General features: G+C 70.3%; 6 protein-coding genes and 1 pseudogene. 2 read left to right on the forward strand and 5 right to left on the reverse strand.

Going from position 1 to position 8,794, the window contains the following annotated elements:
* The 4 genes and pseudogenes from ACFWW9_RS44615 to ACFWW9_RS44630 form a co-directional block, all read right to left on the reverse strand.
* Nucleotides 1-415, reverse strand: a pseudogene (locus ACFWW9_RS44615) (transglutaminase); the annotation flags it as partial.
* Nucleotides 412-1,551, reverse strand: a complete 1,140-nt coding sequence (locus ACFWW9_RS44620) for a DUF58 domain-containing protein (RefSeq protein WP_390389467.1) — start codon at nucleotides 1,549-1,551, stop codon at nucleotides 412-414. The pseudogene ACFWW9_RS44615 and the gene ACFWW9_RS44620, both read right to left, overlap by 4 nt.
* Nucleotides 1,552-1,554: 3 nt before the next feature.
* On the reverse strand, nucleotides 1,555-2,508 hold the full coding sequence (locus ACFWW9_RS44625; protein WP_390389468.1) for an AAA family ATPase: 954 nt from the start codon (nucleotides 2,506-2,508) through the stop codon (nucleotides 1,555-1,557).
* Between the two features lie 20 nt (nucleotides 2,509-2,528).
* Nucleotides 2,529-5,195, reverse strand: coding sequence for a fibronectin type III domain-containing protein (locus ACFWW9_RS44630; protein ID WP_390389470.1), 2,667 nt, complete (start codon nucleotides 5,193-5,195; stop codon nucleotides 2,529-2,531).
* Nucleotides 5,196-5,387: 192 nt separating this feature from the next.
* On the opposite strand from ACFWW9_RS44630, the gene ACFWW9_RS44635 reads away from it, so the two are divergent.
* Nucleotides 5,388-7,160 (forward strand): DUF262 domain-containing protein, encoded by a 1,773-nt coding sequence (locus ACFWW9_RS44635; RefSeq protein WP_390389472.1) that lies wholly within the window; start codon nucleotides 5,388-5,390, stop codon nucleotides 7,158-7,160.
* A gap of 1 nt (nucleotide 7,161) precedes the next feature.
* On the opposite strand, the gene ACFWW9_RS44640 is transcribed toward ACFWW9_RS44635, so the two are convergent.
* Nucleotides 7,162-7,977, reverse strand: a complete 816-nt coding sequence (locus ACFWW9_RS44640; protein WP_390389474.1) for an esterase/lipase family protein — start codon at nucleotides 7,975-7,977, stop codon at nucleotides 7,162-7,164.
* Nucleotides 7,978-8,141: 164 nt separating this feature from the next.
* Here ACFWW9_RS44640 and ACFWW9_RS44645 point away from each other — a divergent pair.
* On the forward strand, nucleotides 8,142-8,794 hold a 653-nt coding region (locus ACFWW9_RS44645; RefSeq protein ID WP_390389476.1), incomplete at its 3' end, for a wax ester/triacylglycerol synthase domain-containing protein.

The following is an 8,794-nucleotide window of genomic DNA, read 5'->3' on the forward strand; positions in this document are numbered from 1 at the left end:
CAGCCGAGCTGCGGTCGCGGCGAACGATCTCCAAACCGATCACGGCGGCGAACAGCGCCAGCACCGGCACGAACAGCAGGAACCTCGGCTCCGGCCGGGCGGGCCAGGTGCTCTCCAGCGTCGCCAGCCACCCGTCTGCCGCCGCGGTCGCGAAGTCCCGCACGGCCTCCAGCGTCGGCAGGCCGCGGGCGAAGAGGACCTCGATGAGGGCCGCCAGTCCGACCAGCACCGCGATCAACGGCCGCAGCGGGGCGATCACGGGCCACCGCAGGGCTGCCTCGTCGACGAGCAGCACCAGGACGAGCGGCACGACGACCGCCACGACCAGCGCGGCGACGCCGAACACCGGCGCGAACAGCATCGCGCCGACGCCCGCCGCCGCCACGACGGCCCACCCCGTCACCCTCCGGTTCACACCCGCACCCCCGAGTTCCAGGTCTTGATCGCGCCGATCGCGGTGGCCGCACCGATCCTCGGCACGCCCGCCACGGCGTCGACGTACTCGTTTCCCGCGACGTCGATGACCGTGATCCCCCTCGCACAGCGGGAGAGCGCCGACAGGTCGCGGAGGTCGGAGGCGGCGGTCCCCCCGCTGACGAAGACCAGGGTCCCGCCGACCTGGCCGGTCGAGACCAGGCGGTCGACCGGACCGGTCGACTCCGCTTGCCCCACCTCGCAGAGGAAGTCCAGCAACCGCAGGCCCGCGGGCACACCGCCCGCCGTGTCCACGTCGAGTCCCGCCGTGGTGCACAGCCTCGTGCGCTCGCCGGTGAGCGCGGACGCGTGCGCGAGCGACGCGGCGACCTCGACGGCCTCCTCGAACGCCTCCGGGGTCAGCGCGCCTACGCGGTCGTCGAGCAGCACGGTGAACCCCGGCTCGTCCGGGTCAACCATGTCGCGGACGACCAGCTTGCCGAGCCTCGCGGACGCCTTCCAGTGCACGTGACGCGGTTCGTCGCCGACCACGTAGTCGCGCAACGCCCGCAGGTCGGCGGATCCCCGCATCGACGTGGTCCGCACCGGGCCTTCGTGGTGTTGGTGCGCTCGCCCGTCAGCGGACACGAGCGCCTGCCGCACCTTGGGGTGGACGTGCAGGTCCGTCACCGGACCCACGGTGATCCTGTTGCGCACCAGGCCCAATGCGTCATCGCGGAGCAGCGTCATCGGTCCGATGGGCACCTTGCCGCGCCGCTCCGTGGGCAGTTCGTAGCTGTGCGAGGCGGTGGTCCCGGACGCGAGCGAGCGCACCCGGACGGTCTCGAACCCGCCCGGCCACGGATCGCGCGCCGCGAACCCCGGAATCCGCCTGCTGCCGGGATTGCGCACGACCACCCTGGCCAGCGCCGTCGTGCCCGCCTCGACCCTGTCCGGGTGGATCTCGCGCTCCACGTCGACGCGGAGCCTCCCCGCCGCCAGCAGCGCGGCGCCGACCACGACGGCCAGTGCCGCTCCACCGAGCGCTTGGACGAGCTGGTGTCCCAGCAGTGATCCGGCGGCGAACAGCGCGATCCCGCAGACGATGAGCGCCACGCCCCGCGTGGTGAGGCGCACGCGTCACGCCCTCGAGACCGGTGCGGGCGTGGACTCGACGATCTGGATGACCACGTCGCGCGCGGTCCGCCTGCCCAGTTCGGCCTCTGGGCTGAGGATCACCCGGTGCTCCAGCACCGCGTGCGCCACGTCGTTGACGTCGTCCGGCGTCACCCAGCCGCGGTTGTCGGTGGCCGCCCACGCGCGAGCGGCGCGCAGGAGCGCCAGGCTGCCGCGCGGGCTGGCGCCGTACAGCACGTCGCTGTGCGCACGGCTGGCCGCGGCGATGCGCACCGCGTACGAGCAAACCTCCGGGTGGGTCTTCACCGCACGGACGTCGGCGATCACGCGTTCCAGGGTCGGCAGGTCGATGACGGCGGGCAACTGCTCCGGCGTGATGCCGCCGTGGTCGCCCAGCAGCACCTGGACCTCGGTGTCGTGGTCCGGGTACCCGACGCTGACGCGCATGAGGAAGCGGTCGAGTTGCGCTTCGGGCAGTCGGTAGGTGCCCTGGAGCTCGATGGGGTTCTGCGTGCCCACGACCATGAACGGCCGCGGCACCTCGTACCGCGTGCCCTCCACCGTCACCGCGCGCTCGGCCATGACCTCCAGCAGCGCCGACTGGGTCTTGGGCGTCGCCCGGTTGATCTCGTCGGCGAGCACGACGTTGGCGAAGATCGCGCCGTGGTGGAACTCGAAGCTCTCCGAGCCCTGGTGGTACACCGACGCGCCGGTGATGTCGGAGGGCAGCAGGTCGGGGGTGAACTGGATCCGACTCCACCGACCGCGCACGCTGGCGGCGAGGCAACGGGCCAGCGTGGTCTTCCCGAGACCGGGTTTGTCCTCGATCAGCAGGTGTCCCTCGGCGAACAGGGCGACGACCGCCAGCCGGACGACCTCGGGTTTGCCGAGGATCACCCGTTGGACGTTGGCGGCGATCGCGCCGTAGGCCTCGGCGGGAGTGGGGCTCGAGTGCATGACCGTCCCTTTCGGACCGTTTACCAGGTGACCCGGTTCGACGTGACGCCGTCGGCGACGACCCACACCTGCTTGCCCCCGTAGCCGAAGTAGCAGACGTTGGTGTCGGAGGCCCCGGAAGCGTTGACCTTTGCGCTGTAGGTGTAGTAGTCGCCGTCGACGGTGCTGTTGCAGTGCACGGCGACCGTGCTGTTGGGCGCGAAGTTGCGCAGTGCGACGCGGATGAAGTAGCAGTTCGAGGAGCAGTTGGACTGAGTCGTCGCGGCGCCCTTGGCCACCTCGGCGGTGCGCGGCGGTGGTGGCGGGTCGTTGGTCCGCGCGCCGAGGTGACCGCTGACCGGACCGAGTCCGAACGAGTTGCTCGGCTGCACGTACACGTCGTAGTTGGTGGCGTAGTCCAGACCGCCGATCGTGATGCCCTGCGTGCCCCCGCAGGCTCCGCGCCAGCGCTCGGCGCCGTTGAGGATCACCTGGCAGGTGACCTGCCCGCTGCCGTGGTCGTCGACGGCCACGGTGGCGGTGATCTGCCGGTCACCGCTGGAGGTCGCCGACACCAGCTGCACCGACGGCGTCGTGCCGGGTGTGCCGGTGGCGGTCGCGTTCGCGCCGGTGGCAGTCGGGCCGGACGTGCGCCCGCGTTCCCTGGTGATCGCGTGGATCGTGAACGTGTAGGCCGTGCTGTTGGTCAGGCCGGTGAACGTCGCGGACGGCGTGGTGGTCGTCTGCGTGGTCAGGCCGGGCGCGGACACCTCGTAGCCGACCAGGTCGCCGCCGCCGAGGTCCGGCGCGGTCCACGCGACGGCGAGGGAGCGGTCGCCCGCCGTCGCCGTGGGCGTGCCGGGGGCCGCAGCGGGCTGGTACGGCGTCACGGCAGCGCTCGGCGACGATTCGGCGCCGGTAAGCCCGAGGTCGTTCGTGGCGGTCGCGGTGAAGGTGTAGGCCAAGCCGACCTGGAGCTTCCCCGCGGGCACGACGACCTGCGCGGCCGACGACTTGGCCGCCGCAACGGTGCTGCGGTCCGATCCGGTGGCGGTGACGGAGTACTCGGTGATCGTGTTGCCCTCACCGCTGGCCTTGGTCCACGTCAGCGACACGGTGCCGTCCGCGCCCGCGGTCGCCTTGAGGTCCTTGGGTTCGCCGGGGGTGTCCGAACTCGGCTTGGCCTCGGGGGAATCCGCACCCGGTCCGCGGCCCGCGCTGTTCTCGGCGAGCACGGTGAAGACGTAGACCGCGCCGTTCTTCAACTGAGCGATCTTGGCGGACGTCTGGTTGCCCGCGACGGTCGTTTCCCCGGACGACCCGCCACCCGAAACCGAGCGCCACGAGATCCGGTACCCGGAGACCGCGCCCGACGGCGCACCCCAGGAGACCGTGACCTCCTGGTTCCCCGGTTGCGCCTGCACGTCGGCGGGCGCCGCGGGCGGAACCACCGGCTCCTCCGGCGTTTGAGGCGCTTCCGGCGCCACCGGGACGACGGGCTGGTTGACCGACAGCGGCTGCTGGGGCGGTTGGGGTTGCTGCGGAGGAGGCAGGAAGTCCGGCGGCGGCAACGGCTCGTTCGGCGCGGTGGGAACGTCCTTGCCGACGATGTCCACGGACGTCACCGCGCCGTCGCCGTCGACCACGAGCACGTGTTCGCCCGCGGGGTCGTCCACGTACACGCGGCCGTCCTCACCTCGGGAGATCTTGGCCTTGCCGGTGCCTGCGAGCGGTGTCGTGGACTTCGCGTTGCCCTGGGAGTCGAAGGTCAGCAAGCGGTTGCGGGTGTAGTCGACCAGGCTGACCGCGCTTGTCGAGGACACGGGCGAGCTGTACTCCCCCGCGTCCAGCGCCACCGGCAGCACGGTGGCCGCGGGACGACCGCTGCCCACTCCGCTCACGTCCGCCAGCAGCAATGTGCTGCGCTGCGGGTCGAGCACGGGAAGCCTGCCACCGACCTCGTGCGACGCGATCCGCGCGTCGTCCGGCAGGTCGACGTTCAGGTCGACCGATGCCCCGAGCCCGGACTTGTCGAGCGTGGAGGCGTACCCCGCGCTCGTGTCGACGAAGACGGCCCGGTCGCCGACGACGGCGAGACCGCCTCGGTGGCCGTCCGGGACCTTCCCCGCGCAGCCGAGGGCGTTCTCGCCGCGGGACAGCCGGCAGAACTCCCCGGAGTCCCGGCGCTGCAACCACACCGTCCCGTCCGGGGTCGCGACCGGATCGGCGAGGGGTCCTCCCGCCTTGACCGTGGTCAGCGGCTTGCCGAACCGCACGACCGTGCCTGGGTCCCGGTACACCGCGTAGGGGCCGCCGACGACCTCGATCCCCACCGGCTCCCCGGTCCCGTCCAGGTCGTACGACGTGTCGACCGACAGCGTGGACTTGCCGAACACCACGGCTTTCGAGCCCGACACGAGGAAGACGTCCCGGTCCCCCTGCAACGCCGTCGAGCCTGCGGAACCCTCGACGCCGTCCGCTTTGGCGTCGACCTGCTTCGTCCCACCGTCCACGTGGAACAGCGCGCCGATCGTGCCGTTGTACACCCAGTGCCCGGCCTGCTGGAACGCGAGAGCAGGCGGGGAGTCGCCCGTCGCCGCGACCGCGACCACCGCACCGGCGGCGACCACCGCCGCCGTCCAGACGGCGACGATCGCTCGTGGTTTGCGGTGCCCGCTCTGCATGACCGTCCTCAACGTGTGGCTCACGAGACGCCAGTGGAGGGCGTTCTGCCGCCCGGCGCTCGGTGGCTATAGCGGCAGGAGGCCGCCAGGCGTTAGCCGCACAGGAGTAGTCCGATCAGGTGAGCGAACAACCACCCGTTCGATGAATCGAATTGGTGTAACGGAAGGACTCCGAGTGCCGACAAGGAACCGACTACCGCTGAACGGGGAGAAGAAGTGGCCGTGGAGACGTTCGGCATCGGGAAGGAATTCCTGAAGGGCCTGCTGGAAAAGGTGGACCGCGGCGAGGCCCAACTCCCGGAATTCCAACGCGGATGGGTGTGGCCCGAACGCAACATCGCGGCGCTCATCGCGTCGATCTCCCTCGGCTACCCGGTAGGCACCGTGCTGACGCTCGTCGAAGGCGGCGACGTCCGGTTCAAGACCCGCCCCGTCGAAGGCGCACGGCCCGCTCCCGGCACCAGACCGGAACGACTCATCCTCGACGGCCAGCAACGGCTCACCTCGCTGTACCAGTCCATGTACCGCAAGGCGCCGGTCGACACGCGCGACGCTCGCGGCAAGGACGTCCGCGGCTGGTACTACATCGACATGAAGCGCGTCCTGCTCGACGACGGCGATCGCGAGGACGTGGTCGTCTTCGTGCCGGAGAGCAGGGTCCGGGTCGACTTCCGCGGTCGTGCCACGCTCGACCTCTCCACGCCGGAGCACGAGTACGCCGCACGGATGTTCCCCTGCACGGCCATCTTCGACTGGTCGGACTGGATGCTCGGCTTCGCCGAGCACTCACCGGACAACCTCAAGCTGTGGAGCCGGTTCCAGCAGGCGGTGGTGAAGCAGTTCGAGCAGTACCAGGTGCCGGTGATCGAACTCGGCAAGAGCACCCCGCGCCAAGCGGTGTGCCAGGTGTTCGAGAAGGTCAACACCGGCGGCGTCACCCTCACCGTGTTCGAACTGCTGACCGCGACGTTCGCCGCGGACGAGTTCGACCTGCGCAAGGACTGGGAAGAACAGCGGTCGACCTGGAGCGGCGACGGTTACCGGATCCTCGACGAGGTGGCCAACACCGACTTCCTCCAGGCGGTCACGCTCCTGGCCACGCACGAGGCTCACAAGGCCGCCGTCGAAGGCGGCCGAGACCCGGCAATGGCACCGCGCGTCGGGTGCCGCCGGGTCGACATGCTCAACCTCACCCTGGCCGAGTACCGGAAGTGGTCCCCGGCGGTGACCGAGGGACTGATGGCCACCGCCCAGTTCCTGCACGCCCAGCGGATCTTCCACACGCGTTTCCTGCCCTACGGCAGCCAACTGATCCCGTTGGCGGCGATGTTCGCCCTGCTCGGCAAGAACGCCGGAACGGTCGGCGCCAGGGAGAAGATCACCCGTTGGTACTGGTCGGGGGTGTTCGGGGAGTTGTACGGCGGCTCGACCGAGACCCGACTCGCGCGCGACGTCCCCGAGGTCGTCGCCTGGGTGACCGGGTCGCACGAGGAGCCCCGCACGGTGCAGGAGGCCCAGTTCCAGTCGAGTCGACTCTGGTCGTTGCGCACGAGGGGTTCCGCCGCCTACAAGGGGCTGTACGCGCTGCTGCTGCAAGCCGGGCCGCGCGACTGGTGCACCGGGTCGGACATGTCGCACGAGAACTACTTCGACAACGCCGTCGACATCCACCACGTGTTCCCCAGCGCGTGGTGCGACAAGCAGGGCCTGGCCCCGGCGCGGTACAACTCGATCGTCAACAAGACGCCGCTGACCGCGCGCACCAACCGCATCATCGGCGGCCGGGCTCCGTCGTCCTACCTGGTCAGCCTCGAGCGCAAGGCCGAGACGACCCCGGAGGGGATCGACCGCAACGTCGGATCCCACCTGGTCTCGGCGTCCGACCTGCGCAGCGACGACTTCGCCGCCGCCATGGTGGCGCGGGAACGAGCGCTGCTCACCCTGGTGGGGAAGGCCATGGGCAAGGAGCCTCAGATCAGCGCGGAGTGAGCTAGGCGGCCTTCGGGTACATGTTCGCCATGCCCGGCGGTGGGGCGAAGGGGTGCCAGTAGCCGTAGGGCTGGGAGAGGCGGTCGGCTACCACCCACATGACCGACGGGTTGTAGCCGAACCCGAGGTGGCTGCACGAGACGGCCACGTTCTCGCTCCTGGGGCCCGAGTCGGACATGCAGCCCTGCCACGGGACGATGCCGTCGGTCTTCGAGTAGATCGATGTGGCAGGCACCGGGAACATCGGGCGGGTGTGCTCGGGTGGTGGGTGGGCCGCGCCCGCGGTGTAGAAGCGGGACAGCAGTTGGTACGCCGGGTTCGCCCTGGTGTGCTTCATGTCGGTCATCGCGTACGGGCTGCCCATCGTGATGACCTGCCGCACCAGTTCCGGGTGTTCCCTGGCGATCTCGCGGGCGAAGATGCCGCCCAGGCTCCAGCCGATGATGCTGACCTTGCCGGTCTTGCCGAGGTCGCGCAGCTGGGACCGGATGCCCTGGACGGCGGGCACGGTCGGGCCGATGTTGCGGCCCAGGCCCCAGCCGTGGACGTCGTAGCCGAGCTTGGCGAGGAAGCGCCGCAGCACCGCGGTCGAGCCGTCGGCCGCGCCGAGGCCCGGCAGGACCATCACGGAGTGGCCGTCGCCGCTCGGGGCCGCGCGCAACAACTGCCTGGTGGAGGCGTACTGGCCCATGTCCACGGCCGCTCTCGTCGGTTCCGTGAGGTACCAGAGCAGGCTGGGGGCTTGACCCTCGGCGAACGGGAGAGGAGGCTCGTCCGGCAGCGGCGGGAAGTAGGCGTCTGAAGGTACGGCTGACATGGCCACCCCTCCGATCCGTCGGCAGATCCACTACTGCATGTGTCCATGATGTTTCCTGAAGGTGAATTGCGCCACCCCTAGAACGTCTCGGTTGGCACCCCTTCTCACCCCGTTAGACCTGGACTGCGGGAGACCGGTGGTTCTACGGTTCCACTGTGGACCGGATGAGCGCTATGGACGCGAGTTTCTACTTCGTCGAGGACGAGAACGTGCCGATGCACGTCGGATCGGTGCTGGTGTTCGAGGGACCAGCCCCCTCCTACGGGGACGTGATCAGACTCTTCCTCTCGAAGATGGACAGCGTGCCGCGCTACCGCCAGCGGGTGCGGAGCCTCCCGCTGCACGTCGGACGCCCGGTGTGGGTCGACGACGACCACTTCCAGATCCTGTACCACGTGCGCCACACCGCCGTCCCCTCCCCTGGCGGCGACGACCAGCTGCGCAACCTCGCCGGACGGCTGTTCGCGCAGCGCTTGGACCTCACGAAGCCGCTGTGGGAGATCTGGCTCGTCGAGGGCCTGGAGAACGGCCGCTGGGCGATCATCTCCAAGGTCCACCACTGCCTGATCGACGGCGTGGCGGGCACGGACCTCATGCAACTGCTGCTCGACGCCCGCAAGGAGGTGGCGCTGCCGGAGCCGAAGGAGTGGACGCCGCAGCCCAGCCCGTCGCAGCTCGACCTCGTGGTCGACGGGGTGCGCGACGCCGTGTTGACGCCGGTGAAGCACCTGGCCGCGATCCCGGCGCTCGCGCGGGGCCTCCGCTCCGGGTCGGAGCTGCTCGACATCGGCCGCGCGGTGCTCGGCAGCCTGCCCGG

It is taken from the genome of Umezawaea sp. NPDC059074 (assembly GCF_042738955.1).
In the GTDB taxonomy this organism is placed as follows: domain Bacteria; phylum Actinomycetota; class Actinomycetes; order Mycobacteriales; family Pseudonocardiaceae; genus Umezawaea.